27 protein-coding genes, 1 tRNA gene and 1 other RNA gene are annotated in these 25,052 nt (G+C 60.1%); 22 read left to right on the plus strand and 7 right to left on the minus strand.

Features of this window, described 5'->3' with window-relative positions:
• The first annotated feature begins 4 nt into the window (after nt 1–4).
• The 8 genes from gatA (at nt 5) to ACN0Q0_RS08475 (ending at nt 5,855) form a co-directional block, all read left to right on the plus strand.
• Nucleotides 5–1,486, plus strand: coding sequence for an Asp-tRNA(Asn)/Glu-tRNA(Gln) amidotransferase subunit GatA (gene gatA, locus ACN0Q0_RS08440; RefSeq protein WP_417242951.1), 1,482 nt, complete (start codon nt 5–7; stop codon nt 1,484–1,486).
• A gap of 36 nt (nt 1,487–1,522) precedes the next feature.
• Nucleotides 1,523–2,203, plus strand: a complete 681-nt coding sequence (locus ACN0Q0_RS08445) for a hypothetical protein (protein WP_417242952.1) — start codon at nt 1,523–1,525, stop codon at nt 2,201–2,203.
• A gap of 3 nt (nt 2,204–2,206) precedes the next feature.
• A complete protein-coding gene (locus ACN0Q0_RS08450; RefSeq protein WP_417242953.1) occupies nt 2,207–2,911 on the plus strand; it encodes an N-acetylmuramoyl-L-alanine amidase in 705 nt (234 codons plus the stop codon).
• 12 nt (nt 2,912–2,923) lie between these two features.
• Nucleotides 2,924–3,330, plus strand: an RNA gene (gene rnpB / locus ACN0Q0_RS08455) — RNase P RNA component class A.
• A gap of 191 nt (nt 3,331–3,521) precedes the next feature.
• Nucleotides 3,522–3,974: a hypothetical protein gene (locus ACN0Q0_RS08460; protein ID WP_417242954.1), complete on the plus strand. Its 453-nt coding sequence runs from the start codon at nt 3,522–3,524 to the stop codon at nt 3,972–3,974.
• Between the two features lie 104 nt (nt 3,975–4,078).
• Nucleotides 4,079–4,789: a DUF533 domain-containing protein gene (locus tag ACN0Q0_RS08465; RefSeq protein WP_417242955.1), complete on the plus strand. Its 711-nt coding sequence runs from the start codon at nt 4,079–4,081 to the stop codon at nt 4,787–4,789.
• A gap of 172 nt (nt 4,790–4,961) precedes the next feature.
• Complete coding sequence (gene rpmG, locus ACN0Q0_RS08470; protein WP_009572866.1) at nt 4,962–5,129, plus strand: 50S ribosomal protein L33; 168 nt, start codon at nt 4,962–4,964, stop codon at nt 5,127–5,129.
• A gap of 216 nt (nt 5,130–5,345) precedes the next feature.
• A complete protein-coding gene (locus tag ACN0Q0_RS08475; RefSeq protein ID WP_417242956.1) occupies nt 5,346–5,855 on the plus strand; it encodes a GNAT family N-acetyltransferase in 510 nt (169 codons plus the stop codon).
• Between the two features lie 76 nt (nt 5,856–5,931).
• Here the strand turns inward: ACN0Q0_RS08475 and ACN0Q0_RS08480 are convergent, their stop codons facing one another.
• Together ACN0Q0_RS08480 and ACN0Q0_RS08485 are read right to left on the minus strand one after the other, a co-directional pair.
• The gene (locus tag ACN0Q0_RS08480; RefSeq protein WP_417242957.1) at nt 5,932–6,708 is read right to left on the minus strand and encodes a Bax inhibitor-1/YccA family protein; all 777 of its coding nucleotides are present in this window, start codon (nt 6,706–6,708) and stop codon (nt 5,932–5,934) included.
• 242 nt (nt 6,709–6,950) lie between these two features.
• Nucleotides 6,951–7,169, minus strand: coding sequence for a DUF1127 domain-containing protein (locus tag ACN0Q0_RS08485; protein ID WP_417242958.1), 219 nt, complete (start codon nt 7,167–7,169; stop codon nt 6,951–6,953).
• 124 nt (nt 7,170–7,293) lie between these two features.
• Between ACN0Q0_RS08485 and ACN0Q0_RS08490 the strand changes: the two genes are divergently transcribed.
• Complete coding sequence (locus tag ACN0Q0_RS08490; RefSeq protein ID WP_417242959.1) at nt 7,294–8,172, plus strand: LysR family transcriptional regulator; 879 nt, start codon at nt 7,294–7,296, stop codon at nt 8,170–8,172.
• A gap of 17 nt (nt 8,173–8,189) precedes the next feature.
• Here ACN0Q0_RS08490 and ACN0Q0_RS08495 read toward each other — a convergent pair whose 3' ends face one another.
• Nucleotides 8,190–9,161, minus strand: coding sequence for an NADPH:quinone oxidoreductase family protein (locus ACN0Q0_RS08495; RefSeq protein ID WP_417242960.1), 972 nt, complete (start codon nt 9,159–9,161; stop codon nt 8,190–8,192).
• Between the two features lie 458 nt (nt 9,162–9,619).
• Between ACN0Q0_RS08495 and ACN0Q0_RS08500 the strand changes: the two genes are divergently transcribed.
• The 3 genes from ACN0Q0_RS08500 (at nt 9,620) to ACN0Q0_RS08510 (ending at nt 12,286) form a co-directional block, all read left to right on the plus strand.
• Nucleotides 9,620–9,997 (plus strand): helix-turn-helix domain-containing protein, encoded by a 378-nt coding sequence (locus ACN0Q0_RS08500; protein ID WP_417242961.1) that lies wholly within the window; start codon nt 9,620–9,622, stop codon nt 9,995–9,997.
• Between the two features lie 130 nt (nt 9,998–10,127).
• Nucleotides 10,128–10,928, plus strand: coding sequence for an inositol monophosphatase family protein (locus ACN0Q0_RS08505; RefSeq protein ID WP_417242962.1), 801 nt, complete (start codon nt 10,128–10,130; stop codon nt 10,926–10,928).
• A 14-nt stretch (nt 10,929–10,942) separates the two neighbouring features.
• Nucleotides 10,943–12,286 (plus strand): 8-oxoguanine deaminase, encoded by a 1,344-nt coding sequence (locus ACN0Q0_RS08510; protein ID WP_417242963.1) that lies wholly within the window; start codon nt 10,943–10,945, stop codon nt 12,284–12,286.
• A gap of 6 nt (nt 12,287–12,292) precedes the next feature.
• Here the strand turns inward: ACN0Q0_RS08510 and guaD are convergent, their stop codons facing one another.
• Nucleotides 12,293–13,597 carry a guanine deaminase gene (gene guaD / locus ACN0Q0_RS08515; RefSeq protein WP_417242964.1) on the minus strand — a complete coding sequence of 435 codons (1,305 nt, stop codon included), beginning with the start codon at nt 13,595–13,597 and terminating at the stop codon, nt 12,293–12,295.
• 129 nt (nt 13,598–13,726) lie between these two features.
• Here guaD and mgtE point away from each other — a divergent pair, with 129 nt between their 5' ends.
• The 9 genes from mgtE (at nt 13,727) to ACN0Q0_RS08560 (ending at nt 21,992) form a co-directional block, all read left to right on the plus strand.
• The gene (gene mgtE, locus ACN0Q0_RS08520) at nt 13,727–15,118 is read left to right on the plus strand and encodes a magnesium transporter (protein ID WP_417242965.1); all 1,392 of its coding nucleotides are present in this window, start codon (nt 13,727–13,729) and stop codon (nt 15,116–15,118) included.
• Nucleotides 15,115–15,684: a 5-formyltetrahydrofolate cyclo-ligase gene (locus tag ACN0Q0_RS08525; protein WP_417242966.1), complete on the plus strand. Its 570-nt coding sequence runs from the start codon at nt 15,115–15,117 to the stop codon at nt 15,682–15,684. The genes mgtE and ACN0Q0_RS08525 overlap by 4 nt, the downstream gene beginning before the upstream one ends.
• A gap of 59 nt (nt 15,685–15,743) precedes the next feature.
• Nucleotides 15,744–16,556, plus strand: a complete 813-nt coding sequence (locus ACN0Q0_RS08530; protein ID WP_417242967.1) for a TIGR00282 family metallophosphoesterase — start codon at nt 15,744–15,746, stop codon at nt 16,554–16,556.
• Nucleotides 16,557–16,703: 147 nt separating this feature from the next.
• Complete coding sequence (locus ACN0Q0_RS08535; RefSeq protein ID WP_417242968.1) at nt 16,704–18,485, plus strand: SLC13 family permease; 1,782 nt, start codon at nt 16,704–16,706, stop codon at nt 18,483–18,485.
• An 89-nt stretch (nt 18,486–18,574) separates the two neighbouring features.
• A complete protein-coding gene (locus ACN0Q0_RS08540; RefSeq protein WP_417242969.1) occupies nt 18,575–19,315 on the plus strand; it encodes a YebC/PmpR family DNA-binding transcriptional regulator in 741 nt (246 codons plus the stop codon).
• Between the two features lie 67 nt (nt 19,316–19,382).
• The gene (locus ACN0Q0_RS08545) at nt 19,383–19,985 is read left to right on the plus strand and encodes a LysE/ArgO family amino acid transporter (RefSeq protein ID WP_417242970.1); all 603 of its coding nucleotides are present in this window, start codon (nt 19,383–19,385) and stop codon (nt 19,983–19,985) included.
• A 47-nt stretch (nt 19,986–20,032) separates the two neighbouring features.
• The gene (locus ACN0Q0_RS08550) at nt 20,033–20,863 is read left to right on the plus strand and encodes a DMT family transporter (RefSeq protein ID WP_417242971.1); all 831 of its coding nucleotides are present in this window, start codon (nt 20,033–20,035) and stop codon (nt 20,861–20,863) included.
• 119 nt (nt 20,864–20,982) lie between these two features.
• Nucleotides 20,983–21,225, plus strand: a complete 243-nt coding sequence (locus ACN0Q0_RS08555; protein WP_417242972.1) for a YdcH family protein — start codon at nt 20,983–20,985, stop codon at nt 21,223–21,225.
• 185 nt (nt 21,226–21,410) lie between these two features.
• The gene (locus ACN0Q0_RS08560; RefSeq protein ID WP_417242973.1) at nt 21,411–21,992 is read left to right on the plus strand and encodes a thermonuclease family protein; all 582 of its coding nucleotides are present in this window, start codon (nt 21,411–21,413) and stop codon (nt 21,990–21,992) included.
• Here the strand turns inward: ACN0Q0_RS08560 and ACN0Q0_RS08565 are convergent.
• Nucleotides 21,989–22,471: an SRPBCC family protein gene (locus tag ACN0Q0_RS08565; RefSeq protein ID WP_417242974.1), complete on the minus strand. Its 483-nt coding sequence runs from the start codon at nt 22,469–22,471 to the stop codon at nt 21,989–21,991. The two genes, ACN0Q0_RS08560 and ACN0Q0_RS08565, sit on opposite strands and share 4 nt — an antisense overlap.
• Nucleotides 22,472–22,587: 116 nt before the next feature.
• Here ACN0Q0_RS08565 and ACN0Q0_RS08570 point away from each other — a divergent pair.
• Nucleotides 22,588–22,663, plus strand: a tRNA-Val gene (locus tag ACN0Q0_RS08570).
• A 216-nt stretch (nt 22,664–22,879) separates the two neighbouring features.
• Here the strand turns inward: ACN0Q0_RS08570 and nagA are convergent.
• A complete protein-coding gene (nagA, locus tag ACN0Q0_RS08575) occupies nt 22,880–24,019 on the minus strand; it encodes an N-acetylglucosamine-6-phosphate deacetylase (RefSeq protein ID WP_417242975.1) in 1,140 nt (379 codons plus the stop codon).
• Nucleotides 24,016–25,047 (minus strand): SIS domain-containing protein, encoded by a 1,032-nt coding sequence (locus ACN0Q0_RS08580; RefSeq protein ID WP_417242976.1) that lies wholly within the window; start codon nt 25,045–25,047, stop codon nt 24,016–24,018. Before ACN0Q0_RS08580 ends, nagA begins: the two co-directional genes overlap by 4 nt.
• Nucleotides 25,048–25,052: the final 5 nt, after the last annotated feature.

The raw sequence follows: 25,052 nt of genomic DNA on the forward strand, positions 1-25,052 counted from the left end.
GCCAATGACTGATCTGAACAAACTCACCCTGTCCGCGGCCCGTGACGGTCTGCGTGCCAAAGAGTTCACCTCTGTGGAGCTGACCGAGGCCTGTCTATCGGTGATCGAGGGCTCCGGTGCGCTCAATGCCTTTGTCCACAACACACCTGACGTGGCCCGCGCACAGGCCGCCGCCGCCGATGCACGTTTGGCGGCGGGCGATGCGCCCGCGATGTGTGGTCTGCCGATCGGGATCAAGGACCTGTTTTGCACCAAGGGCGTCGCAACCCAGGCCGCCTCGCGCATTCTTGACGGGTTCAAGCCCGAATACGAAAGCACCATCACCACCAAGCTGTTCGATGCCGGCGCGGTGATGCTCGGCAAGCTGAACATGGATGAATTCGCGATGGGCTCGTCGAACGAGACCTCTGTGTACGGCGATGCCGTGAACCCGTGGAAAGTCGATGAGCGCACCCTGACCCCCGGTGGCTCCTCGGGCGGTTCGGCCTCGGCCGTGGCTGCGGATCTGTGTCTGGCCGCAACGGGCACCGACACGGGCGGATCGATCCGCCAACCGGCCGCCTTTACGGGTATTGTCGGGATTAAACCCACCTACGGACGTTGTTCGCGTTGGGGCGTTGTGGCCTTTGCCTCCTCGCTCGATCAGGCCGGTCCCATGACCAAATCCGTGCGTGACGCGGCGATGATGCTTGAGACCATGTGTGGTCACGATGCGATGGACAGCACGTCCGCCGATCTGGCTGTGCCGAACTTCGAGGCGATGCTGACGGGCGACATCAAAGGCAAGAAAATCGGCATTCCCAAAGAATACCGCATCGATGGGATTTCCGCCGAGATCGCGAAACTTTGGGATGATGGCGCACAAATGCTGCGCGATGCGGGCGCCGAGATTGTCGATATCTCCCTGCCGCATACCAAATACGCGCTGCCCGCCTATTACGTTATCGCACCTGCGGAAGCCTCGTCGAACCTCGCCCGTTATGACGGCGTGCGCTACGGCCACCGTGCCACATTGGCGGCGGGCGATGGCATTGACGACATGTACGAAAAAACCCGCGCGGCGGGCTTTGGCCACGAGGTACAGCGCCGCGTGATGGTCGGCACCTATGTGTTGTCTGCGGGCTTTTATGACGCCTATTACAACCGTGCGCGGCGCGTGCGCACGCTGATCAAACAGGATTTCGAGAACGTGTTCGCGCAAGGCGTCGATGCGATTTTGACCCCCGCGACCCCGTCCGCAGCCTTTGGTCTGGGCGAGATGTCCGAGAGCGATCCGATCCAGATGTACCTCAACGACGTGTTCACCGTGACCGTCAACCTTGCGGGTCTTCCCGGTATTTCCGTGCCGGCGGGTCTGTCGTCCGAGGGCTTGCCCCTTGGTCTGCAATTGATCGGCAAACCGTGGGAAGAGGGCGATCTGCTGAATATCGCACATTCTCTTGAGGACGCCGCAGGGTTTGTTTCCAAGCCTTCTAAATGGTGGTAGGTGTCGGCACCTTTTAATTTTTCCGGAGTGTTCCCGATGATCGGTCGCGCCTCTCTTTTGCTTGTGTCTTTTGCCGCGCTGAGCGCCTGTGAACAGCCCGCCGTCCCTGATAGCGGCGCGGGTGTGGGGTTTGGTTCGTACAATGCGTACCAAACCCAACGCGAGCAGGAGTTGATTGCGGGCGGCGAGGGAGGGGACGTGACAGCGTCCTTGAACACACGGGCGGTGTCGGATGAGAGCACGTCGACAGGCATCCCTACGGATCAATTGATCGCGGACGCGGCTGCGGCGATTCCCTCGACCGTTGAAAACGCGGTCGGGATTTCGGCGGAGAACGATTTTGACGCGGTCTCCGATGAACGCTCGATCGAACAGGACGCCGCACGTGTGGCCGCCAACCGTTCACAGTATCAGGTTGTCGAACCCACCGCATTGCCCAGTCGCCCGAGCGGGACGACCACAAGGCTTGTGGCCTTTGCCCTGTCGTCCGAAAACAATGTCGGCGAGCCGATCTATAAACGTCTGATCCCCGGCGCTGCGGCGCGTCAGGCCCGCAATTGCGCAAAATACCCCTCGCCCGATCTGGCGCAGGAGGATTTCCTCGCGAGCGGCGGTCCGGAGCGCAACGGCAAGGGGCTTGATGCCGACGGTGACGGCTTTGCCTGTCGGTGGGATCCCGCCCCGTTCCGGTTGGCCGCGTCTGCACGCAACAACTAATCCATGCCCGACCTGACGATCTTTGATCATCCCTCGCCCAACTTTGGCGCGCGGCGTGATGGCGCACGCGCCGATATGGTGGTGATCCACTATACCGCGATGGCCTCCGCTGCCGAGGCCTGTGCGCGGCTGTGTTCCAACGCGGTCGAGGTGTCGGCGCATTACCTGATCGACGAGGCGGGGCGCATTCAACGCCTTGTGGCGGAGGACATGCGGGCATGGCACGCGGGCGCAGGGCAATGGGGCGATGTGCGCGACGTCAATTCCCGCTCTATCGGGATCGAGTTGTCCAACACGGGGGCCACGCCCTTTGCTGCGCTGCAAATGAACGCGCTCGAGGCACTCCTTGCGGAGGTTCTTGCGCGGCATTCCATCCCGCCCGAGCGCGTGATCGGCCACTCCGATATGGCGCCCACGCGCAAAATCGATCCCGGTCCGCGATTCGACTGGCGACGTTTGGCGCGCCTTGGCCTGTCGGTTTGGCCCGAGGTTGCACCTGTGGCGCCGGATCAGGTCACGCAGGCCGCCTTTGATGCCGCACTGGAGCGCTTTGGCTACGCGCCCTGCGATGCCCCCGAGGCGCGGCTGTGCGCCTTTCGCGACCGCTTTCGCCCGCGCTACACCGGCCCGCTTGATGGCGTTGATCTCGCGATGGCCCAAAACCTTGCGCGGCGCTTTCCCGTTGACCTCAGCCCTTCCACCGCCTAAGTCCCGTCCCGCACGGATGGCTGGATGACCGCGGGTTCCGGGGACGCAAGTCTACCGGGACGCGAGGAAAGTCCGGACTCCATTGAACAACAGTGCCGGGTAACGCCCGGCGGGGGCAACCCTAGGGACAGCGCCACAGAGAACAGACCGCCTTCTATACGGAGGTAAGGGTGAAACGGTGGGGTAAGAGCCCACCGCGCGAGCGGCAACGCAAGCGGCACGGCAAGCCCCACTGGGAGCAATGCCAAATAGGGGTCTTACGTGAGGTCTGTTGTGCGTTCGCGCATACCGCTCACAGGGTCGTTCAAGCCCGAGGACCCGGGTTGGCAGCTTGAGCGTATTGGTAACAATGCGCCTAGAGGAATGGTCATCGAGGGGGCAACCCCAGACAAAATCCGGCTTACAGGCCGTCCGTGCAAATTTTCCGCCCACAGGTTTACGGTCGCCATAGATGTCCAACACGCATCGATGGTTGAATGTCGCGCATTTAGGCCTATCGTTCCCGTATCGTGAAAGGATCAGATGTATGTGGGCGCGATTTTCCAAATGGCGACAGAGGGCGCGGTATCAGCGCAAGCAGCGCCAGATACAATCGTGTGGCCTTTACGTTGTGGATGGGTTCGGCCTCATTTTGCCCACGATCAAGACGGCTGTGACGTTTCCCGAGGACGCGCTTTTGCAGCGGCTTCAGGTCCACTTGAGTGATGCGACGGCGTTGGGGGCGAGTGTTGTTGCGGCTCTTGATTATGCCGCGGCTAAAAGAAATACTGCCATCTCAAAGCCCTACACGCAGGTGCAGGCCGATTTTCTGGACGGTATGGACCGTTATCGCCAGAGCATTGGTGTGGGGAAACGCAGGTTTGAACGTGAGGTCGAGTTGATTGATATCATGCGTAAAGACGGAGAGATCTCCTGTCAGGTGAGATGCCGAACACACGGCCGGTTTGCGTTCGGTGGGACAAAGCCGCAAACAGAATTGGTCTCAGTTCGCGCTACGGCATCCGATGTCGAGATCGGGGAAATGATTCAATCGGTTTGCCAAAATCTGGCGCCGTCTTCGTAGCCCTCTTTTGCGTGTCGCGCCCCGAACCGAACCGCGTAAGACTTGGAATCCACGCCAATCTTCCCCATATTGATCCCAACAGTTATTCCACAGGGGGAAACCATATGAGTTTTGTAAAAACACTGGCCACTTTGGCTGTCGGTTTTGCGGCGGCTAAGGGCGTGAGTAAAATGCGTGCGATGGGCGGCATGGACGGGGTGCGCGAGGCGATGCGCAAATCGGGATCCGAGGGCGGTATGGCCGACCAGATGGGCAAAATGGCCGAGCAGTTCGGTGTCCCCGGTGGGGCCGAAACCGTGCGCAACATGATGAGCAAATTCGGCAACCAAGCCGCCGATATGTCCGAGGCAACCGAGGCGGGTCTTGGATCTCTGATGTCCGCGATGGGCACAGCGGCCACCGCCGGTGCGGGGGGCCTGTCCGAGATGTTCGCGGCTGTGACGAAAGACACCCCCGTGGGTGAGGCCGCCGAAGACAATGCCAAATTGATGATCAGCGCGATGATCATGGCGGCCAAATCCGATGGCGAGATTGACGCCGAAGAGCGCACCAAGATTCTTGACCACCTGACCGATGCTTCCGACGAAGAGATCGCCTTTGTCCAGGAGCAGCTCGACGCGCCTGTCGACCCGATGGCTCTGGCCAATTCTGCGGGCGAACGGGCCAAGGTTCAGGTCTACACCGCAGCCCTCATGGCGATCTCTGTGGATACGGATGCAGAAAAAACATTCCTCTCCACATTGGCAACGGGGCTTGGCCTCGACAGTGTCAAAGTGGCGGAAATCCACGTGTCTATGGGCAAACCTGTGCTCTAAATACGCGATCTGCGTCGAAACCGGACCCGCCATCTCACCGTGGCGGGTCTTAGTTTTAAAAACCTGTGGCGAAAGCGGTTGACTCGGAGGGGGAAGCCTTTAAAAGGCGGGCTTCAAGTATTCCACGGGATGGCCCGACCACCCGTTGCACAGACCAACTGGAGTTTTTAAAATGGCGAAGCCAACCACGATCAAAATCCGCCTGAACTCGACAGCGGACACGGGCCACTTCTATGTGACCAAAAAGAACGCCCGCACCATGACCGAAAAGATGGTCGTAAAGAAATACGACCCGGTCGCGCGTAAGCACGTCGAGTACAAAGAAGGCAAAATCAAGTAAGCCATCTACTCAGACGAAAAATGCTAAACCGCGTGACCTCCGGCAGGTCGCGCGGTTTTTTGCTTTAAAGAACACCCGCCGCGCCACCTGCCTCTCAAATACCCCAACCCCGCAGAGGACAGACCAATGAGTGAGTGTAATCCATTCGAGCCCAATTTCGGGCTCCCCCCGTCATCATTCCCGATTTTGGAATCACGGCCTGCAAAGACCGCGCTTATGGCCGTGCCGCCCTTTGTCATTCGCACCGCGAAGACGATGGACGCCACCGCCATCGGCGCGCTTTTGCGCACCTGCTACACCGACGGGCTAAAGGCCGACTACCATCCCAATGTTCTGGCGGCGGCCCTGCCGGTTATCACGCAGCCCAAGGACAGCCTGATCCGTTCCGGCACATACTTTGTCGGCGATAGCGGTGAGGGCCATCTGGTGGCCTGTGGCGGGTGGAGTTGGCATGGTCCTGTGGGCGGGGTAGCCCCGCGTGACACCGCGCACCTACGCCACGTTGTGGTGAGCCTGGATCACATCCGGCGCGGCATCGGACGCGTGCTGTTGGATCATATCTTTGCCTCTGCCAGTGCGCAGGGGGTGCGGCGGCTTGTTTGCACCTCGACCATTACGGCGGCGGGGTTTTATGAGGCTATGGGGTTTGTCAGCCGTGGCGATGTTGCCCTGACCCTCGGGCCGGGATTGAGCTTTCCCGCCGTGCAACTGGTCTATGATTTGTAACAGGGCATTGTCCCCGCCCGAATAAAAAGGCCGCCCCGTGGGGCGGCCTTTCCTATGTTCGGTGATGGGTGCGGTGTTACTCGCGATTGCCGAGGAACTGCAGCAGGAACATGAACAGGTTGATGAAGTCGAGGTACAGGTTCAATGCGCCCATGATCGCGGATTTTGCAAGCCATTCGCCATCCATCGCATGTGCGTGCGCGATGTAGTCGGTTTTGATCTTTTGGGTGTCCCACGCGGTGAGACCGGCAAAGATCAGCACGCCAATGACGGAGATCGCAAAGTGCAGCGCCGAGGAACCGAGGAAGATATTCACGACCGAGGCCACGATCAGGCCGATCAGACCCATCATCAGGAATGCGCCCATGGCCGACAGGTCTTTCTTCGTGGTGTAGCCGTACAGCGACAGACCCGCAAAGGAGATCGCGGTCACGAGGAAGGTCTGGGTGATCGACATGCCGGTAAAGACAAGGAAGATCGACGAGATCGACACGCCCATGATCGCGGCGTAGGCGTAAAAGAACGTCTGCGCGCCGGCAGCCGACAGGCGGTTGATCGCCGCGCCAAAGGCAAAGACCATAGCAAGCGGTGCGAACATCACGACCCATTTGAGCGGCGAGGCATAGATCGCAACGCCGAGGCTTGTGAGGTATTTCCCCTCACTCATCATATATTCGGTCGGTGTCGCGGACACGGCGAGGTTCGACAGCGCCCATGCGGCGAGGGCCGTAATCAAAAGGCCCACGGACATGGTGCCGTAGACTTTGTTCATGTGGGCGCGAAGCCCTGCATCGATCTGAGCAGAGACTCCCGCTGTTTGGGTGCTCTGATGGACGGTGCGATAGTCAGCCATTGACTGTTCTCCCTAAGGCAAACTGGTTTGCCGACCTCACTCTGGTCGGTTCTGGTTTGATATTGGCATGTCGGGGGGAGAATTCAAGACGAAGAGGCGGGATTCGAGTGCGAAACAGAGTGTTGCCGCCGCTTTGTCGCGCAGTGTGCGAAAAAGACCGCGATGCACGAGGCGGCACCGCGGTCAGGGACAGGTCGGGGGACCTGATCGGGAATAGGATCGGGATGAAGGCCCGGGGGAGATCAGGCCCGGGACATCCAGTGCGCCGGCACATCCCACGCGGGGCGTGTCGCCTCGGCGGTGGCTTCGGCGCGGGTCAGGCCGATGTCGTTCAGCATGTGTTCATCCAGTGCCGAAAGGGATTTGCGTTGACGGGCAACCGCACGGACCGTTGCAATGCGTGACAGTAAAGAGGGGGCGCGACGCGCACCGAACGAGCGGGAGAGGGAGAGTGTCAGCATGGGGCGACCTTTCTATTCCGTGATGAATTGCGACCGAAGAATCATTTCCTTTGATGTTTATGCGACAATCGTCTAAATTCTCAAAACGAATGATTGTGTGGATATGCATCACGGAGATTGATGAATGGCTAGAAATCTGGATATGACGGCGCTGCGGTCGTTTGTTGCCGTGGCAGACAGTGGCGGCGTTACACGAGCCGCGAGCTATCTCAACCTCACGCAATCTGCCGTCTCGATGCAGCTTAAGCGCCTTGAGGAAAGCCTCGATTGCAAGCTGCTTGACCGGTCCTCCCGGACCATTGCGCTCACCGCACAGGGCGAGCAAATGCTATCCTATGCGCGCCGGATGCTGGATCTCAACGACGAGGCCTACGGGCGGCTGACGGCACAGGAATTCGAGGGCGAGATTGTGCTCGGGGTGCCTCATGACATTGTGTACCCGTCGATCCCACAGGTGTTGCAACAGTTCCACGCAGCCTTTCCACGCATGCGCGTCACGTTGATGTCCTCGTTCACCAAACAACTCAAAGAGGACTTTTTGCGCGGTGATTGCGACATGATTCTCGGCACAGAGGATGCGGTGGATGCGGGCGGCGAGGTTCTGGTCGAATTGCCACTTGTCTGGGTCGGTGCCGTTGACGGGATCGCGTGGCGGCAACGGCCGCTGCGTTTGGCGTTCGAGCACCGCTGTGTGTTCCGCAAAAGTGTTCAGGAGGCCTTGGACGGGGCGAGTATCCCATGGGAAATGGCCATTGAAAGCGCTCAGTCGCGCACGATCGAGGCATCGGTGTCGGCGGATCTCGGGGTTCACGCGATGTTGGAGGGCTCCACGCCGCCACTGTGCGAACCCGTCCGTCACGGCGGCGCGTTGCCCGAATTGCCTTCCAAAAAGGTGACGTTCTATTCGTCTGACCTGATGAGGGGCGCGGCCGCGGACAGGCTTCGCGACCTTATCCGTCAGGCCTACGCACAACGCAGCGCCATGCGTTTGGCGGCGCAATGACCTGTTGAGGCCCGCCCTTACGGATTGATAATGACTTTGCCCGTTGCTTTGCGCTCTTTGAGCAGCGCCAAGCCCTCTGCGGCCCGCTCTAACGGCAGACGGTGCGAGATATGCGGGGTGATCTCCCCCGAGGCGGCCCAGTCAAAAAGCTGTGTCAGGGACGCTTTGAGGGGGGCGGGATTGAACCCGAGATAGGCTCCCCAATAGAACCCGATTGCGGTGATGTTTTTGACCAACATGTGATTGGGTTTGAGTGTGGGGATGTCCCCGCCCGCAAAGCCGATCAGCAAAAGGCGGCCATCGGGGTTTGTGGCGCGAAAGCAGGCCTCAAAGAGGGGGCCACCCACCGCGTCATAGACGACATCCGCGCCGCCAAGGGCCTTGATCTGTTCGCGAATGCCGGTGTCATCGGCGTCAATCAGGTGGTCGGCCCCTTTGCTTTTGGCAATGGCCAGTTTGTCGGCTCCGCGGGCAATGGCGATCACCTCTGCGCCCATCCGCTTGCCGATCTCGACAGCCGTCAGGCCCACGCCACCGGCCGCGCCGGTGACGACAAGCCGCTCACCGCGTTGCAACCGTGCCTTGTAGTCGAGCGCCATGTGCGATGTGCCGTAGGCAATTTGCAACGCAGCGGCGGTATCAAAATCGACACCGGCGGGCAGGGGGATGCAGCGTGCAGCGGGGACATTGGCGTGGGTCGCCAGACCGCCGTGGCCCGAAAAGGCCGCAACGCGTTGGCCAATATGCAGGCCTGTGACGTCGGGACCAAGGGCCTCAACCGTGCCGGAAAGCTCGAGCCCGAGGGTGAAGGGCGGTGTTGGCGTGTCCTGATAGCGGCCTGTCGTCATCAGCAGGTCGGCAAAATTCAGACCGCACGCCCCCACGCGCAACCGCACCTCGTCTTTGGCGGGGGCGGGCAGGGTCTGTGTGGTGAGTTGGGGGGGCGTGTCGAAGGTCTGGACGCGAAATGCCAATGTTGTGGTGGTCATGCCTTATCCTTTCGGGGTGCAACCTATACTTTTGGGTCGCTTCCTATCCTTTTGTTGCCGTGAATGTCAGGTGTATGTGTGATACTCAGGCCGAGCGTCCGGACGATGTTGTGGTTTCGGGGCCTGATGTTCTGAACTGTGCGTAGGTCCACGATGTCTGTGCGAAAAAGTGATATGCGTGGCGTAGGTGTTGGCCAAGACTTATCATAGAATGTTGGAAATTTTTTAAAAATCGCATAGGGGCAAACTTCAAGATTGACCTTGCGTAAAGTAGATTGGCAAATTTTAACTATTATTCTTGATAAGTAAATAGTGACGTTACGAAACTGTGTAAGAATGTCTGTTATGGATAGGTTTGCCCGCCGTGGTTGTGCTACGAACAGCGAATCTCGGTTGGAATGTGGATCTGGTGAGATCCCTGAACTGCGTGGCAGAGTGAGTTCTAAGGAGCGGTCAAAATGAAGCATCCCGTGGATGTCCATGTGGGAAAGCGTGTGCGCCATCGTCGTTGGATGGTGGGTATGACGCAGCAGCAGTTAGCTGAAAAAGTTGGAATCAAATTCCAGCAAATCCAAAAGTACGAAACAGGCATGAACCGCGTTTCCGCATCCCGGCTTTGGGACATTGCAGAATCGCTTGGTGTGCCGGTCTCGTTTTTCTTTGAGGGGGCCGATGACGCCACCAACGAAAAGCTGACCGCAAAGAACGACAATGTCCCTGCGGATATTCTGGCAGATAAGGAAGCTCTCGAACTGGTGCGGTCCTACTACGCCATTCCGGAAAACCAACGCCGGCGTTTGTTCGACCTCGCCCGCGTCCTTTCTGACGTCGCCTAAGTCCATTCAGGTTTGATTTGACGAACCCACGTTGCCTGCGCATCGTGGGTTTTGTCTTGTCCGCGTCTTGACCCGACTCCCGTCAGGCACTACCGCAAAGGGCGAGCAAAATGGCAAAGGGGTCACGGATATGGTGCAGCTAAGCGAGGCACAGGCCACGGATATTATCGACACCGCACAGGCGGCGGCGGATGCGGCCCGCGCGGTGACGCTGCGCTATTTTCGCGGTACGGACCTGAACACGGCGTCGAAACGTGCTGATTTCGATCCCGTTACCGTGGCCGACCGCGAGGCCGAACGCGTGATGCGCGAGATCATTTCGCAACGCCGTCCCGACGATGCGATCCTTGGCGAGGAACATGGGGCCACCGCGGGCACATCGGGGCTGACGTGGGTGTTGGATCCGATTGATGGCACACGCGGATTTATTTCCGGCACGCCGACATGGGGCGTGTTGATCGCCGTGCGCGACGAGAGCCGCGCCCTCTACGGCATCATTGATCAGCCCTATATCGGAGAAAGATTTGCCGGCGGATTTGGCGCGGCGACCCTCACGGGGCCGCGCGGCACACAGGATTTGGGGCCTAAAACCAATACCGATCTCGATGACGCCCTGATTTTCACCACCTTTCCCGAGGTGGGAACACCGGCGGATGGCGCGGGGTTTCGCGCGCTCGCGGAGCGTTGCAAACTCACGCGCTATGGCATGGATTGCTACGCCTATGCGCTGCTCGCAGCGGGGCAGATTGATCTCGTCGTCGAGGCGGGATTGCAAAGCTATGACATTCTCGGGCCTTTGGCGGTGATCGAGGCTGCCGGAGGGATCGTAACGGATTGGAAAGGCGGATCTGCGATGGATGGCGGGCGCGTGATCGCCGCAGCAAACGCCGGTATCCACGCCAAGGCCTTGGAGATACTGTCTAAACACTGAAGCGAGATCGCACGATGCACCATTGTTTTTTGATCCGGAATGCCGACACCATTTTGACGATGGACGACACCCGCCGTGAGCTTAAGGGCGGGGATATCCTCGTGCGCGACGGCGTGATCGAGGCCGTGGGCAAGGGGCTGTATGATGATGATGCGCAGATCATCGACGGGCGCGGCACCGTGGTCACGCCCGGATTGGTGAACACGCACCACCATTTGTACCAAACGATGACCCGCGCCGTGCCTGCCGCGCAAAATGCGCTGTTGTTCGGATGGCTGCAAACGCTCTACCCGATCTGGGCTAAATTCGGACCCGACCACATGCGTATCTCCGCTATGGTGGGGCTTGCGGAACTGGCGCTTTCGGGGTGTTCAATGACCTCCGACCATCTGTATCTTTACCCCAACGGTTCGCGTCTTGATGATACCATCGACGCGGCGCGGTTGATCGGGGTGCGGCTGCACGCGACGCGCGGGGCGATGTCGATTGGCGAAAGTGCGGGCGGGTTGCCCCCCGACAGTCTGGTCGAGCGCGAGGCGGATATTCTCGAGGATTGTATCCGTGTGATCGACACATTCCATGACGCGAGTGATGGCGCGATGATCCGTGTGGCCGTGGCGCCGTGCTCGCCGTTTTCCGTCAGCCGCGAATTGATGCGCGACGCGGCTGTTCTGGCCCGCGACAAGGGCGTGATGATGCACACTCATCTGGCGGAAAATGACGAAGATATCGCCTATAGCCTTGAAAAATTCGGCTGTCGCCCCGGGCAATACGCCGAAAGCCTCGGATGGACCGGCCCCGATGTCTGGCACGCGCATTGTGTGAAACTGGACGCCGCAGAGATCGACCTGTTTGCGAAATCCGGAACAGGTGTCGCGCATTGCCCCTGTTCCAACTGTCGCCTCGGGTCGGGCATTGCGCCGGTGCGGGCGATGCGGGATGCGGGCGTGCCTGTTGGGCTTGGCGTTGATGGATCGGCCTCTAATGACGGGAGCAACCTGATCCTTGAGGCGCGTCAGTCGATGTTGCTGCAACGTGTCGCGTTCGGGGCGGATAAAATGAGCGCCCGCGAGGCTCTGGAGCTTGCCACCCGTGGCGGGGCCGAGGTTCTGGGACGCGATGATTTGGGTCGGTTGGCCGCCGGAAAACGTGCCGATATTGCCATTTGGGACGTGTCCGACATCGAAAGCTCCGGCTCGTGGGATCCCGCAGCCCTGTTGCTTGCGGGGCCAACGCAGGTCAAGGATCTGTTCGTCGAGGGCCGCCATGTTGTGGCCGACGGATGGCTCACCACGGTGCATCTGCCCGAAGTGCTGCGCCAACAATCCGCCCTCGTCAAAGGGGTGATGGACCGGTAGGGCAGGTTATGCGGCCCCTGCGGGCGCGACCCGTTCGCCCATCACGTAGGTGGCCGCAATCGCGCGGTCGTCGCCCATCATAATGGTGGGGAATACGGCCTCCCAAATGTCGGTGGCGCGGGCCGAACGTTGGGCGATCGCGGGGGTGGACGCGAGGTCGATCACCGTCAGATCCGCCTCCATCCCGACGGCAATCGAGCCGATCCTGTCTTGTAGGTGTAGCGCATTGGCCGACCCGAACGTGGCAAGCCACAACAGATGCGCGGGGTGCAGGGCGGTATGCGTGAGCTGCCCGACCTCATAGGCCGCCGCCATCGTGCGCAGCATCGAAAATGACGACCCGCCCCCTGTATCCGTGGCCAAGCCCACGCGCAGGCTCTCGCGGGTGCGCGCGCCCATGTCGAACAGGCCCGACCCGATAAAGGTGTTCGAGGTCGGACAGTGGATCAACGAGCAATCCATCGCCTGAAGATGGGCGATTTCGCGTGGCTCGAGGTGGATCGCATGGCCGAACAGCGCCCCCTCGCGCACCAGGCCGAATTGCTCGTAGGTGTCGAGGTAATCGCGGGCGGAGGGGTACAGTCCTTTGGTCCATTCGATTTCGTCGGTCTGTTCGGAAAGGTGGGTTTGCATCAGGCATGTCGGATGCTCGGCCCACAGCTTGCCCAGGGCATCGAGTTGCGCGGGCGTCGAGGTCGGGGAGAAGCGCGGGGTGATCGCATAGGTCGCGCGCCCCTTGCCATGCCACCGGTCAATCAGGGCCTTGCTGTCGTCATAGGCACTTTGCGCCGTGTCGCGCAGATATGTGGGTGCGGTGTCGCGATCCATACAGGTTTTGCCCGCCACGATCCGCATCCCACGGGCCTCGGCCGCGGTGAACAGCGCGTCCACCGATGCGGGGTGGATGGTGCAAAAACTGGTAACGGTTGTGGTGCCGTTTGCGAGCAAAAGATCAAGGTAGGTTTCGGCGATCCGGGTCGCATAGGCCGGGTCGGAGAACCTGGATTCTTCGGGGAAGGTGTAGGTGTTGAGCCAATCGATCAACCGCTTGCCCCATGAGGCGATGATGCCCGTTTGCGGATAATGCGCATGTGCATCCACGAACCCCGGTACGATCAATGCCTCGCCGTGGTCGACCCGTTTTGCATCGGGATGACGCCGCATCAAGGCATCCCGTGCGCCAATTCCGGCGATTTTTCCGTCCTGCACAAGGATCGCGGCCCCCCGATGGGCCTGTACAGCCTCGGTGGCGGGAATGTCGAACGGGTTGCCCGTAAAGGTGACAACAGTGCCTGAGATCAGGGTGTCCATGTGCGGCGTGCCTTTTGCTTGTGCTGCGCCCAGACTAGGCGTGGATTTTGCGAAGGTAAATCGCAGTTGGGTCTGTTTCTTGGGGGCAAGCTGTCCTAAACTCCCCCTCAATCAAAAAACGAGCACGCCATGAACGACGATATCAACGACCTGCATCCGGAAATCGAGAAGGCCGAGGACGTCTATTCGCTTAGTGCGAGGCGTCTGTCCGCGATTCTATATGCGTTGGACCGTGAGGATCGCGTCGAGTTGATGGAGCAGATGGAGCCGTTGCACGCGGCCGACATCGCCGACATGCTCGAACAGATCAGCGCCCATGAACGCCGTCGCCTGATTGCGCTTTATGGCGAGGATTTTGACGGCGATATCCTGTCGGAGCTTGATGAGGGGCTGCGCGAAGAGGTCATCAGTGCCTTGCACCCGAACGTCTTGGCCGAGGCGGTGCGCGATCTTGAATCCGATGACGTGGTCGACCTTGTCGAGGATCTCGAAGAGGAGGCGCAAGAGGCTATTCTCTCGACCCTTGAGGATGCCGATCGTGTCGCGGTCGAGAAATCGCTTGCCTACCCCGAGTTCTCCGCAGGGCGTCTGATGCAGAGCAATGTGGTCATGGGGCCGGAGCATTGGACGATTGGTCAGGCCATTGACTACATGCGAAAATCGGAAAGTTTGCCCGACGATTTTTACCATATGGTTCTGGTCGATGCCAAAATGCGGGCCGTGGGGCATGTCACCTTGGGCAAAATCCTCGGGGCGCCGCGCGACAGGTTGTTGGCCGATATTCTGGAGCCCGGGTTCCGCACCTTTAACGTCGAAGAGAGCGAATCCGACGTGGCCTATGCGTTCAACCAGTATCACATGATTTCCGCCCCCGTGATCGACGAACACGAGCGTGTTGTCGGTGTGATTACCATTGATGACGCCATGAACGTCCTTGATGAAGAGCACGAAGAGGACATCATGCGTCTGGCCGGTGTGGGCGAGGGATCGCTGGCCGATAAGGTCATTGAAACGGTCCGCGCCCGTTTGCCGTGGCTTGCCGTGAACCTCGTCACCGCCATTCTCGCCTCGCTTGTGATTGCGCAATTCGAAGCGACGATTGCACAGTTTGTTGCCCTTGCCGTTTTGATGCCGATCGTGGCCTCTATGGGGGGCAACGCGGGAACGCAAAGCCTGACCGTGGCGGTGCGTGCCATCGCTACGCGCGACCTTACGGGGGCCAACGTGTGGCGGGTGATCCGGCGTGAAATCTATGTGGGCATGGCCAACGGGATCATTTTCGCACTCATCATGGGGATCGTCGGGGTGGTCTGGTTCGGCTCGCCCGCCTTGGGTATGGTGATTGCTGCCGCGATGGTGATCAACCTCGTGATTGCGGGGCTTGCCGGTGTTGGCGTGCCGGTTTTGCTTGAAAAAATCGGCATCGACCCCGCGTTGGCCTCGGGGGCATTTGTGACCACGGTTACGGATATCGTCGGGTTCTTCGCGTTTCTGGGCTTGGCGGCTTTGGTGCTCTTTTGAGCGAGGTCGTGGATCTCAAAGCTCTGGCACGCGGTGCCGCACGCAAGCGCCGCGCCAAGGCCCACGCAGGCGGCGCACACTGCGCAAGTCAGGCCCGTCAATTGCTCATGGGGTTTTTGACCCCGCATTATGGCAAGACTGTTGCGGGCTATATGCCGATCCACACCGAAATTGATCCGCTGCCCGCCATGGCGGCGCTGTGTGATCACGGTCCGGTTTGCGTGCCTGTTGTGGAACGTGAGGCCGCGCCGTTGCGGTTCGACCGGTGGACGCCCGGGGGCGCGATGGTCGAGGGCGTGTTTGGTGCCGCTGTACCGGCCGTGTCTGCGCCCGTGACGCCACAAATCGTGATTGTGCCACTTCTGGCCTTTAACCGCGACGGCCACCGGCTTGGCTATGGCGGCGGGTTTTATGACCGCACGTTGGCGCAATTGCGGGCGGCGGGTGGCACGGTCATGGCCATCGGACTGGCCTACGCAGGTCAGGAAATGCGCGATTTTCCGGTGTCATCGCTTGATGCGCCGCTCGATGTGATTGTCACCGAGGCAGAGATTTTGACCTTTTGACTGTATGTCGCACCGGTCCAGACCTTGCCAACGGCCTGTCTGACGCCTAAGGAACCGCCATGAAAATACTGTTTCTCGGAGATATTGTCGGAAGCGCGGGCCGCAAAGCTGTGCTTGACCGTCTGCCGCGTCTGCGGGCGGATTGGGGCCTCGATTTCATTGTTGTGAATGGCGAGAACGCGACCAACGGCATGGGATTGTCGGGCGAGCATGCCAAAGAGCTGTTGGAGGCGGGGGTTGATTGCCTCACCCTTGGCGATCACGCCTTTGATCAGCGCGACATGATGCAATATTGCGAGAAAGAAACGCGGATCATCCGTCCGATCAACTTTGCCAAGGCGGCTCCGGGGCGCGGTGTGCGCATTTTCGAAGACGCCCGCGGGCGCCGGATTCTGGTGGCGCAGGTGTTGGGGCAGGTGTTTATGAAACGCGCCTATGACGATCCGTTTTCGGCGCTTGATCAGGTGTTCACCAACCACAAGATCGGCGGTCATATTCAGGCCGCCTTGATCGATGTTCATTGCGAAGCCACATCCGAAAAAATGGCGATGGGGCATTTTTGTGATGGCAAAGCCTCCGTGGTTGTCGGCACCCATACCCATGTCTGCACGGGGGACGCACAAATCCTACCCGCAGGCACCGCCTATCTGACCGACGCAGGCATGTGCGGCGATTATAATTCGGTAATCGGCATGGATAAGGCCGAGCCTTTGCGCCGTTTCGTGACGGGCATGACAAAGGGGCGGTTTTCGCCCGCCGTGGGGGAGGTGACCCTGTCGGGGGTCTATGTCGAGACGGACGACAAAACGGGTCTGGCCACCCGGGTAAAGCAAATCCGCGAGGGCGGCCGGCTTGAACAAAGCATCCCGTAACGCACTTTTTCGCACCTCCCCTGAAGTTTTGCCATATTTTTAAGCGTTTAACGTTGCGCGCCCGTGGGGGTGGCGTGTTTTCGCGCTTGTTGCATAGGGGCGTTCGGGGCCATATTGTGCGCAGTGTGCATCAACGGGCGAGGCCATATGGAACTGTTCAATTTCGACCAATCGACGGAGGCGGTGATTGCGCTTCTCGTGGTCGGGTTCATGTTCGTCCTCTTTGTACGCGAAATTTATCCCACTGAAGTTGTCGCCATGGCGGGGGCCTCGGCCATGATCGGTTTGGGCATCTTGCCCTATGACGCGGGTTTGGCGGTTTTGGCCAACCCCGCGCCGTGGACCATCGCGATGATGTTTGTCGTCATGGGGGCCTTGGTGCGCACGGGGGGACTTGAATGGTTTACCTCACAGGCGGGGCGTTATGCCGAAAGCCATCCCTCGATTGCCATTGCCGCCCTGCTGTTCGTGGTGGTGATCCTGTCGGCGTTTGTGGCGAACACGCCCGTGGTGGTCGTGATGATCCCCGTGTTCATCCAACTGTCCTCAAAGCTCAAGGTTCCTGCGTCCAAGCTTTTGATCCCGTTAAGTTATTCTGCAATTATGGGCGGGACGATCACGCTGATCGGCACCTCGACCAACCTGCTCGTTGATGGTGTGGCCCGTGCCCAGGGGCTTGAGCCGTTCACCATTTTCGAGGTTTCTATTCTCGGGGTGATCATCACCGTCTGGGGCTTTATCTACCTGTATTTCATCGGGCGTCACCTGTTGCCGGAACGCGATAGCCTGTCTGCGTTGCTGTCCTCGGGGCGCTCAAAGATGAAGTTCTTCACCGAGGCCGTGATCCCGCCCGATAGCAACCTGATCGGGCGCGAAGTCTCCGGTGTGCAGCTGTTCAAACGTGACGGGGTGCGCCTTATCGACGTGGTGCGCGGGGATCAATCCTTGCGCCACAACCTCAACGGTGTGGTGCTTGAACTGGGCGACCGCGTGGTGCTGCGTTCGCAGATCAGCGAGCTGTTGAGCCTTCAGCGTGATAAATCGCTCAAGCGCGTCGATCAGGTGTCTGCGGTGGAAACCTCCACCGTCGAGGTCCTCATCACCCCGGGCTGTAAAATGGTCGGCCGCGCCCTTGGCTCCATGCGCTTGCGGCGCCGCTACGGGGTTTATCCGTTGGCCGTGCACCGCAAAAACCAGAACCTCGGCCAACAGATCAACGATCTGGTGGTGCGCGTGGGGGATACGCTCTTGCTTGAGGGCGCCCCCGCCGACATTCAACGTCTGGCGAACGATATGGACATCGGCGACGTGTCCAAGCCGACCGAACGGGCCTATCACCGCTCCCACGCCCCCATTGCCCTCATCGCGATGATGTCGATTGTCACCTTGGCCGCTTTCGGGGTTGCGCCGATTTTGGTGCTTGCCGTTCTGGCCGTGGCTGTGGTGCTCGTGACGCGGTGTATCGATGCGGATGAGGCGTTTTCGTTTATCGACGGGCGCTTGCTCGCCCTGATCTTTTCCATGCTCGCCATCGGGGCGTCACTGGAGGCCTCGGGCGCGGTGCAGATGATCGTTACGGCGGTCGCTCCGCTGCTTGAAGGGTTGCCCGTGTTCTTTGTGGTGTGGTCGATCTACCTGCTGACGTCATTCCTCACCGAGATGGTGTCGAACAACGCGGTCGCCGTGGTTGTGACGCCGATCGCAATCGGGCTTGGCCACTCTATGGGACTGGACCCGCGCGGCCTTGTCGTTGCGGTGATGGTGGCGGCCTCGGCGGCCTTTGCGACCCCCATCGGCTATCAGACCAACACAATGGTCTACGGCCCCGGCGGCTACAAATTCACCGACTATATGAAAATCGGTATCCCGCTCAACCTGTCGATCGGATTGTTGGCGTCCGCGGTCATTCCGTGGCTGTGGCCGCTATAACCGCAGCAGAGCACGCGCGACCCTTGCGGCCCCCACGCTCCATCGCCTATAGAGGGCGCAAAGCCGAAATTTGATTGACGGAGGACCTCATGGCAGGCCACTCAAAATGGGCCAACATCCAGCACCGTAAAGGTCGGCAGGATAAATTGCGCTCCAAGCTCTTTTCCAAACTCGCCAAGGAAATTACCGTGGCGGCGAAAATGGGCGACCCTGATCCCGACAAAAACCCGCGCTTGCGCATGGCCGTGAAAGAGGCCAAATCGCAATCCGTTCCCAAGGACGTGATCGACCGCGCGATCAAAAAGTCGCAAGGTGGCGATGCGGAAAACTACGACGAAATCCGTTACGAGGGCTATGGCCCCAACGGGGTGGCGGTGATCGTCGAGGCCATGACCGACAACCGCAACCGCACCGCATCCAACGTGCGCTCGACCTTTTCCAAAAACGGCGGAAATCTGGGCGAAACGGGATCTGTGGGCTTTATGTTCGACCGCAAGGGCCAGATCATCTATCCGGCGAGTGCGGGCGATGAAGACACCGTGATGATGGCCGCGATCGAGGCGGGCGCAGAGAACTGTGAAACCTCCGACGAGGGCCACGAAATCATTTGTGCCGACACCGATCTCAACGATGTGTCGACCGCGCTCGAGGCGGCCTTGGGTGAATCCGAGAGCACCAAACTGATCTGGCAACCGACCACAACCACCGAGTTGGATCTGGAAGGCATGCAAAAGCTGATGAACCTGATCGAGGCGCTCGAAGACGACGATGATGTGCAAAGCGTCACGGCGAACTTCGAAGCCTCCGATGAGGTGATGGACCAGCTTTAAAAACTGGGTCATGTATTGAAGAGCCCTGTCTGGAATGGCGGGGCTCTTTCTCATGTGGGGGCGCACGATGCAGGCAATGTTCGCAGGGTTCGTGACGGGGCTGTCACTGATCGTCGCAATCGGTGCGCAAAATGCCTTTGTTCTGCGTCAGGGGTTGAAACGTGCGCATGTGTTGGCCGTGGCGCTGACCTGTGCGCTGTCCGATGCCATCCTGATTTGCGTCGGCGTGTTTGCCTCTGCCAAAGTCACCACGGCCTTTCCGCTTGCCTTGCCGGTCATGCAATGGGGCGGGGTTGCGTTTTTGACCGTTTATGGCGCACGCGCAGCGCGCTCGGCCTACCGTGGTGGCGGGCATCTCGATCCGGCGGATGGTAAGACGCAAAGCCTTGCTGCGGCGTTGGCCACCTGTCTGGCGCTCACATGGCTCAACCCGCATGTCTATCTGGACACCGTGGTGTTGGTCGGGGCGATTTCCACCGATTTCGGTCCCGATCGCGGCGATTTCGCCGCGGGGGCGGTCACGGCGTCCTTCGTCTTTTTCTTTTCCCTTGCCTATGGCGCCCGCCTTTTGGCGCCCGTGTTTGCGCGCGAGGTCTCGTGGCGTGTCCTTGATGGCGTGATTGCGATTGTGATGTGGTCTATCGCCTTCAAATTGGCGGGTGGCGTGTGAGGGAACCGGTCGCCCCACCAAACCGTCCCGTTGCGGGGATCGCGTGGATGACAGCCACCACGCTCAATTTCGTGATGGTGAATGTGCTCGTCAAATATGTCGGTAACAGCCTACCTATTTTCGAGAGCGCCTTTTTGCGGTTTGCGCTTGGCCTGGTGTTTTTATTGCCCTTCATTGGTCAGGTGCGCCGCGTGACCTTTACCCGCCGCATCGTCAAGCTGTCGGTGGCCCGCGCGATGTTCCACGCCTTTGCGATGGTTGCGTGGTTCTACGCCATGACCCGCATTCCGATGGCCGAGGTCACGGCCATGAACTTTATGAACCCTGTCTATGTCTCGCTTGGTGCGGTGCTTTTGTTCGGCGAGAAAATCGCCCTGCCGCGCATCGCGGCGCTATGCGTGGCCTTTCTGGGCGGGTTGGTGATTTTGCGGCCGGGGCTGCGAGAAATCGATCCGGGCCATGTGGCGATGATCTTTTCCGCGATGCTCTTTGCGGGCAGCTATCTCATCGCCAATGCCCTGTCGAAACAACTGCCCGCTGCGGTTGTGGTGTTCTTGATGTCGGTGATGGTGCCGTTCGTTTTGCTGCCCTTTGCGTTGGCCGATTGGGTCACGCCGTCATGGCACGACATCGGCCTTTTGTTTTTCACCGCCTTCTTTGCCACGGCGGCACATTATTGCATGACACGCGCCTTTTCATGTGCGCCGCAATCCGTGGTGCAGCCCGTCACCTTTGTGCAACTGGTCTGGGCCACAACGGTGGGCTATCTGCTGTTTGGCGAGGGGATCGACGCCTTTGTGATCTTGGGCGGCGCGATGATTATGGGTGCGGTGTCATTTATCACGTGGCGCGAGGCGCGGCGCAAAAAGCGCGGATAAGGGCTTGAAACCTGACGTAAATGGTGGCGCTAACCTGCGGTTCGGTTGATCCGCGTCAAGGCGCGCCGCGGCGATCCCCTGCACCCTGTGTTCGACACATAAGAACAGGAGACACACGCATGTCACACACGCCGCACCAATTGTCACACGACTTCCCCGAATTGGCGGATGCGATTTCGGAGCGTAAAGCGTCCGACCCGCATTTCGCGCACCTGTTGGACGACTATAACGCATTGAACGATAAGGTGCATTTGGCGGAAACCAACGTCGAGCCGATGGATGATCTGGCGCAATCGGAGCTGCGCAAGAAACGTATGGCACTCAAAGACAAACTTTACGGTTTGCTGACGGCTGCGGCCTGAAACCCCGATTGAAATCCGGATTGAGGGCGCGTTATCCATAAGATGACGTGCCCTTGTTATTGCGGGTGGAAATGGCCATATCCCGACCTGTGAGGTTGGGTCTTTTTCCATATGTGACGGCGCTGTGCGCTGTTGTCTGTGTTGCCGTGTCCGCGCCCGTTTGGGCGCAGTCATCAGTGACGGGAGTGGCGCGTGTCATCGATGGCGATACTTTGGCCATTGGTGAGGTCCGTATTCGTTTGCATGGCATCGACGCGCCGGAGATGGGACAGCCGTGCGCGGATATGCGCGGGCGTGAACTGGCCTGTGGCGAGATGTCCAAAGCGGCGTTGAGCGCTATGGCGGTGGGAAACATGACCTGTGAGGCGCGTGACCTCGATCGCTATGGCCGTATTGTCGCGGTGTGCCGTGTCGCGGGACGTGACCTCAACGCCGCAATGGTCGCCCAAGGGGCCGCCTTTGCCTATGCGAAATATTCCAAAGACTACGTGCAGATCGAGGCAAGGGCGCGGCGCGAAGGGCGCGGGTTCTGGCGGGCAGGGGTGCAAGTCCCCGCGCAATACCGTGCCTCCAAATACGACGCGCCCGCCCCCGTCGCCGTCACGGGCTGTACGATCAAGGGCAATATTTCCAAATCGGGCCACATCTATCACGTCGAGGGATCGCGCAGCTACGCCAAGACCCGCATCGACACCACCAAAGGCGAGCGGTGGTTTTGCTCCGAGGCCGAGGCCCGCGCCGCAGGGTGGCGCGCCCCGCGCAGTTAAGCCGCAGGGGCCGCGTCTGTGTCGGCCTCCGGATCCGGTGGCCCGTCGATCTGCTCCTGAAAATTGTCGAAAAACTGATCCGCCATTTTCCGGGCAAAGCTGTCGATGATCCGCCCGCCCAGTTGCGCAAGTTTGCCGCCCACTTTGGCCTCGACGGTATAGCGCAATTGCGTGCCACCCTCGACATCCGAAAGATGCACCTGTGCGCCGCCCTTGGCAAAGCCCGCAACGCCGCCTGTGCCTTCGCCCGTAATCGTGTAGCTTTCGGGCGGCATCATGTCCGACAGGGTCACTTTGCCTTTGAATGTCGCCTTTACGGGGCCGACCTTTTGCTTCACCACCGCTTCGAATCCCTCCTCGGGGGAGCCGGTGAGGGTCTCACAGCCGGGAATCGCCGTGGCGAGCGTGTCGGCGTCGTTGAGTCGCGCCCAGACGGTTTCGCGGTCAGCCTTGAGAATACGAGTGCCAGAGAGGTCCATTTTCGGTGTCCTTTTCACATTTCCTTGACTGTGAAGCGCAAGAAATCAGGTTTCAAGCAACAAACTTGCGAGAGAGGCTTGCAAGGGCTCTCAGCTTCGGCTACTGCCCCTGCAACGGGTCGTTAGCTCAGTTGGTAGAGCGCTTCGTTTACACCGAAGATGTCGGGAGTTCGAGCCTCTCACGACCCACCATTCCCCCTCGCTTAAGTCAATTGTGCCGCACCTGATCGGGGTGTCCCCAATGTGTCCGTACGCCATTCTCCCCCGCTACGGGGGGCAAAAGGCGCTATCCGTGAGGGGGAATGCGTGACATCCCGGAATGGGACGCCCCAGACTATAGGGCGCTCCACCTTGATCCGGTGGAGGTGTTGTCGGTGTACTGTGCGCTGCGGGTGTTGCGCCGCGCCGCTAGACCGGTCGGGCGTGGTCAAGCGGGACCGCTGTTGCAAGGTCCGCGTCCAGATAGAGCGCCTGTGCCAATGTTCCCAACGTGCCGCGTGAGCGCAAGAGTTGCGCGGGGATGGCGCTTGTGCGTGCGACCGCCGAGGCGAGACTGTCGCCCGCGTCGTTCACCATCACCGACACTGCCCGTGCCATTTCAAGGTCCGCACCCGCAAGCGTGCCATCGGCAAGGGTCAGGCGATGGTTCTCTCGAAACACTTCGCGCCCGTTGAGGGAAAATCCGGTGATCGGCGAGCCCGCTGTGGCCATCGCATCCGTGACCAGAAACAGCCGTTCAGGATCGGGCTTTGCGGCCAACGCCACACGCAAGGTGTTTGGGTGGACATGGATGCCATCGGCGATCATGCCCGCATAGATGTCACCGTGGGCCAGTGTCGCGCCCACGAGGCCGGGTTCGCGGTTTCCCATTTGGCTCATGGCGTTAAACAGGTGCGTGACGCATCGCGCCCCCGCCGCAAAGGCGGCCATACAGGTGTCAAAACCGGCATCGGTGTGGCCAAGGGACACGACAATACCCGCATCGGCCATCGCCGTGATCTGTGCGGGGGTGGTGTTTTCGGGGGCCACCGTGACCATCACATTGGGGAGGCGCTCGGCGGCGTGCAGCATGAGCGCCAGATCCGCCTGTTCCATCGGGCGGATCAGCTTCGGGTCATGCGCCCCTTTGCGGGCAACCGACAGGTGCGGCCCCTCCAGATGAATACCGGCAATGCCCGCGACCCCCTCGGCGATGGCCTGTTCCACGGCGTCGATTGCGGCGCGGGTCCGCGCATGGGTGTCGGTAATCAGGGTCGGCAAGATCGCAACCGTTCCCGTCGAGGCATGGGCCTGCGCGATGGTGCGCAGTGTGGCGACGTCCTGATGGTCGTTAAACATCACTCCACCGCCGCCGTTCACTTGTAAATCGACAAAGCCCGGCACGATAACGCCGCCACCAAGCGTTTCCACCGGACAGCCATCCGGCACCGCCGCCGTCGGCACAACACGGGCAGACCCGGTGCTGTCAACGGCGAGCGCGTGCGCATCGTACAGGGTTGTCCCGTCGTGAATGCGCGCCCCGACGTAGGCTTTGGCGATGGAACTCATACTGTCTCGGTCACTTTTTTGAGGTGGCGTGGCGCATCGGGATTGATCCCGCGCGATACGGCGATTTGTTCGACCATGGCATAAAAACTGGCGATCAAACAAATCGGGTCGGTTAGGGAATGCCCTGTGCGCGTCACGTTCAACGCGGTTGCGTCCTTGACCTGATCGCTGGTCGCAAAGACTTTGGCACCCTTTTGCGCCAAGGTGTCGGCAACCGCCGCGAGGGCCGGTTCGGCCGCATCTTTAGACGTCAGCGCAATCACCGGAAACCCGGAATCCACGATAGAAACGGGACCATGAAGCACCTCTGCGGAGGAATAGGATTCCGCGTGGATCTGGCATGTTTCCTTGAATTTCAACGCCGCCTCGTTCGAGATCGCGTAGGCCGGTCCGCGCCCGAGGCAAAAGATAGAGCTGCGCCCGTCGAGCGCCGATTGCACCTCGGGCCAATCGTTTTGCACCGCTTGGGTCAAAGCGTCCGGCAGTGCCGTGATCGCGGCAAGCAAGGCGGCATCCTGCGCCCACTCGGCCAAAAGCCAGATGCCCGCAACGGTGGAGTTGACGAAGGTTTTCGTCGCCGCAACGCTCAACTCCGGACCTGCGTGCAGGTTCAATGTCTGGTCGGCGGCCTGTGCCAGGGGGCTGTCGGGGTTGTTGGTCATCGCAATCGACAGCGCCCCGCCGTCGCGGGCCATGCGTGCCATTTCAACGATGTCGGGGCTTTTGCCCGATTGCGATACCGACAGGCACACGCTGCCCGCAAGGTTCAATTTGCGATTGTAGATCGAGGCAATCGAGGGCCCGATCGAGGCCATCGGCGTTCCCGTCAACAGCTCGGACGCGTATTTGAGGTAGGTCGCGACATGATCCGACGAGCCACGCGCAACGCTGACGAGGTAATCGGGGTTGCGGGCGCGGATCGCGTCGGCGGCACGGCGAATGTCGTCGCCCCCCATGCGCAACAGGCGGTCCACAGCGACCGGAATTTCAAGAACTTCACGGCGCATTTGGGTTTGGGATGTGGTCATTCAGA

Source organism: Celeribacter sp. (genome assembly GCF_048259695.1).
Taxonomy (GTDB): Bacteria; Pseudomonadota; Alphaproteobacteria; order Rhodobacterales; family Rhodobacteraceae; genus Celeribacter.

Bases quoted from the DNA above. Each gene is read 5' to 3' on its own strand.
- gatA (WP_417242951.1), top strand. From the start codon at position 5: ATGACTGATCTGAACAAACTCACCCTGTCCGCGGCCCGTGACGGTCTG.
- ACN0Q0_RS08445 (WP_417242952.1), top strand. From the start codon at position 1,523: ATGATCGGTCGCGCCTCTCTTTTGCTTGTGTCTTTTGCCGCGCTGAGC.
- ACN0Q0_RS08450 (WP_417242953.1), top strand. From the start codon at position 2,207: ATGCCCGACCTGACGATCTTTGATCATCCCTCGCCCAACTTTGGCGCG.
- ACN0Q0_RS08465 (WP_417242955.1), top strand. From the start codon at position 4,079: ATGAGTTTTGTAAAAACACTGGCCACTTTGGCTGTCGGTTTTGCGGCG.
- rpmG (WP_009572866.1), top strand. From the start codon at position 4,962: ATGGCGAAGCCAACCACGATCAAAATCCGCCTGAACTCGACAGCGGAC.
- ACN0Q0_RS08475 (WP_417242956.1), top strand. From the start codon at position 5,346: ATGGCCGTGCCGCCCTTTGTCATTCGCACCGCGAAGACGATGGACGCC.
- ACN0Q0_RS08480 (WP_417242957.1), bottom strand. From the start codon at position 6,708: ATGGCTGACTATCGCACCGTCCATCAGAGCACCCAAACAGCGGGAGTC.
- ACN0Q0_RS08485 (WP_417242958.1), bottom strand. From the start codon at position 7,169: ATGCTGACACTCTCCCTCTCCCGCTCGTTCGGTGCGCGTCGCGCCCCC.
- ACN0Q0_RS08490 (WP_417242959.1), top strand. From the start codon at position 7,294: ATGGCTAGAAATCTGGATATGACGGCGCTGCGGTCGTTTGTTGCCGTG.
- ACN0Q0_RS08495 (WP_417242960.1), bottom strand. From the start codon at position 9,161: ATGACCACCACAACATTGGCATTTCGCGTCCAGACCTTCGACACGCCC.
- ACN0Q0_RS08500 (WP_417242961.1), top strand. From the start codon at position 9,620: ATGAAGCATCCCGTGGATGTCCATGTGGGAAAGCGTGTGCGCCATCGT.
- ACN0Q0_RS08505 (WP_417242962.1), top strand. From the start codon at position 10,128: ATGGTGCAGCTAAGCGAGGCACAGGCCACGGATATTATCGACACCGCA.
- ACN0Q0_RS08510 (WP_417242963.1), top strand. From the start codon at position 10,943: ATGCACCATTGTTTTTTGATCCGGAATGCCGACACCATTTTGACGATG.
- guaD (WP_417242964.1), bottom strand. From the start codon at position 13,597: ATGGACACCCTGATCTCAGGCACTGTTGTCACCTTTACGGGCAACCCG.
- mgtE (WP_417242965.1), top strand. From the start codon at position 13,727: ATGAACGACGATATCAACGACCTGCATCCGGAAATCGAGAAGGCCGAG.
- ACN0Q0_RS08530 (WP_417242967.1), top strand. From the start codon at position 15,744: ATGAAAATACTGTTTCTCGGAGATATTGTCGGAAGCGCGGGCCGCAAA.
- ACN0Q0_RS08535 (WP_417242968.1), top strand. From the start codon at position 16,704: ATGGAACTGTTCAATTTCGACCAATCGACGGAGGCGGTGATTGCGCTT.
- ACN0Q0_RS08540 (WP_417242969.1), top strand. From the start codon at position 18,575: ATGGCAGGCCACTCAAAATGGGCCAACATCCAGCACCGTAAAGGTCGG.
- ACN0Q0_RS08545 (WP_417242970.1), top strand. From the start codon at position 19,383: ATGCAGGCAATGTTCGCAGGGTTCGTGACGGGGCTGTCACTGATCGTC.
- ACN0Q0_RS08550 (WP_417242971.1), top strand. From the start codon at position 20,033: ATGACAGCCACCACGCTCAATTTCGTGATGGTGAATGTGCTCGTCAAA.
- ACN0Q0_RS08555 (WP_417242972.1), top strand. From the start codon at position 20,983: ATGTCACACACGCCGCACCAATTGTCACACGACTTCCCCGAATTGGCG.
- ACN0Q0_RS08565 (WP_417242974.1), bottom strand. From the start codon at position 22,471: ATGGACCTCTCTGGCACTCGTATTCTCAAGGCTGACCGCGAAACCGTC.
- nagA (WP_417242975.1), bottom strand. From the start codon at position 24,019: ATGAGTTCCATCGCCAAAGCCTACGTCGGGGCGCGCATTCACGACGGG.
- ACN0Q0_RS08580 (WP_417242976.1), bottom strand. From the start codon at position 25,047: ATGACCACATCCCAAACCCAAATGCGCCGTGAAGTTCTTGAAATTCCG.